The following is a 1,561-nucleotide window of genomic DNA, read 5'->3' as shown; positions in this document are numbered from 1 at the left end:
AGCCGCTGGTACTGCTGCTCGACGAAGTCGATGCCCTGATCGGCGACACCTTGCTCTCGCTGCTGCGCCAGTTGCGCGCCAGCTATCCGCAACGGCCGACGGCCTTTCCGCAGACCGTGATTCTGTGTGGGGTGCGCGACCTGCGCGACTACCGCATCCATGCCAGCTCCGAGCGCGAGGCCATCACCGGGGGCAGTGCGTTCAACATCAAGGCCGAATCGCTTCGGCTGGGCGATTTCAGCGCCGCCGAGACGCGCACCCTGCTGCTGGAGCATACCGCCGAGACCGGGCAGGTCTTTACCCCCGAGGCGCTGGACCGGGTTTGGGAGCTGACCCAAGGTCAGCCCTGGCTGGTCAATGCCTTGGCCTATCGCGCCTGTTTCAAACTCCCCGCCGGCCGCGATCGCGCCCAACCGATCACGGTGGCGCTGATCGACCAGGCCAAGGAGGCGATGATCGTCGAGCGCGTGACCCATCTGGATCAATTGGCCCACAAACTCCAGGAACCGCGGGTGCGCCGGGTCATCGAACCGATGCTGGCGGGGACGGCCCTGGGTGACGTTCCCGACGACGACATCCAATACCTGCTCGACCTGGGTCTGCTGCGCCAGATCGGTGGCAGTGGCCTGGTGGTGGCCAATCCCCTCTACCGCGAGGTGCTGCCGCGCATGCTCGCCTTCACCCCCCAGGCCTCCCTTCCGCAGATTAGCCCCACCTGGCTCAATGCCGACGGCCGCCTGAATCCGGACGCCCTGCTCGCGGCCTTCCTCGCCTTCTGGCGCCGCCACGGTCAGCCGCTGCTGGGCAGCGCCCCCTATCACGAGATTGCCCCCCATCTGGTGCTGATGGCCTTCCTGCATCGGGTGGTCAACGGCGGCGGAACCTTGGAGCGCGAATACGCCATCGGCATGGGGCGCATGGATCTGTGTTTGCGTTATGGCGCGGTGACCTTGGGGATGGAGCTGAAGGTCTGGCGTGACCGCGAGGCCGATCCCCTGGTCGAGGGTCTGGAACAATTGGACGGCTATCTGGCTGGGCTGGGGCTCGACAGCGGCTGGCTGGTGATCTTCGATCGCCGTTCCGATCAACCACCGATCGCTGAACGGACCGCCTGTCAGACCGTGACCAGCCCGCAGGGCCGAGCGATTGCCGTGATCCGGGCCTAAGATCCGAGGGCGGATTGAACGGGTGGATGACGTCGAGACGGATCTGGCCAATGGCGAGGCTGCCGCGCCGGTCGTCGGCGGGGTCCGGCGCGGCGGGCGACCAACCGCGGTGCTATGCTCCCCCTAGCCCTGCTGCCGACGAGTCCGCCCGATGCGCTTCTTCAACACCGAAGGCCCGGTCCGCGCCGACGACCACTACAGCCTACCGCCCCTGTCGCGCTGGGATCTGGACGAGATCCTCGCCCTCGTCGATCAGAAGAAATACTTTCTGCTGCATGCGCCCCGTCAGACCGGCAAGACCACCTGCCTGCTGGCACTGGCGGAGCATCTGAATCGGGAGGGGCGCTATCGGGCGGTTTATGCCAATCTGGAAGGGGCCCAAACGGCGCGCGAGG

At 66.6% G+C, this 1,561-nt stretch carries 1 protein-coding gene and 1 pseudogene; both read left to right on the top strand.

The window, feature by feature from the left end; all coding sequences use genetic code 11:
* A partial coding sequence (locus CKO25_RS21480) for an ATP-binding protein (protein ID WP_242467798.1) occupies positions 1-1,166 on the top strand: 1,166 nt, incomplete at its 5' end.
* Positions 1,167-1,317: 151 nt separating this feature from the next.
* Positions 1,318-1,561 (top strand): annotated as a pseudogene (locus tag CKO25_RS20670) (ATP-binding protein); the annotation flags it as partial.

The organism is Thiocapsa imhoffii (assembly GCF_016583985.1).
In the GTDB taxonomy this organism is placed as follows: Bacteria; Pseudomonadota; Gammaproteobacteria; order Chromatiales; family Chromatiaceae; genus Thiocapsa; species Thiocapsa imhoffii.
Note: the sequence above shows the minus strand (reverse complement) of the source record. Positions and strands in the feature narration are given on the sequence as shown.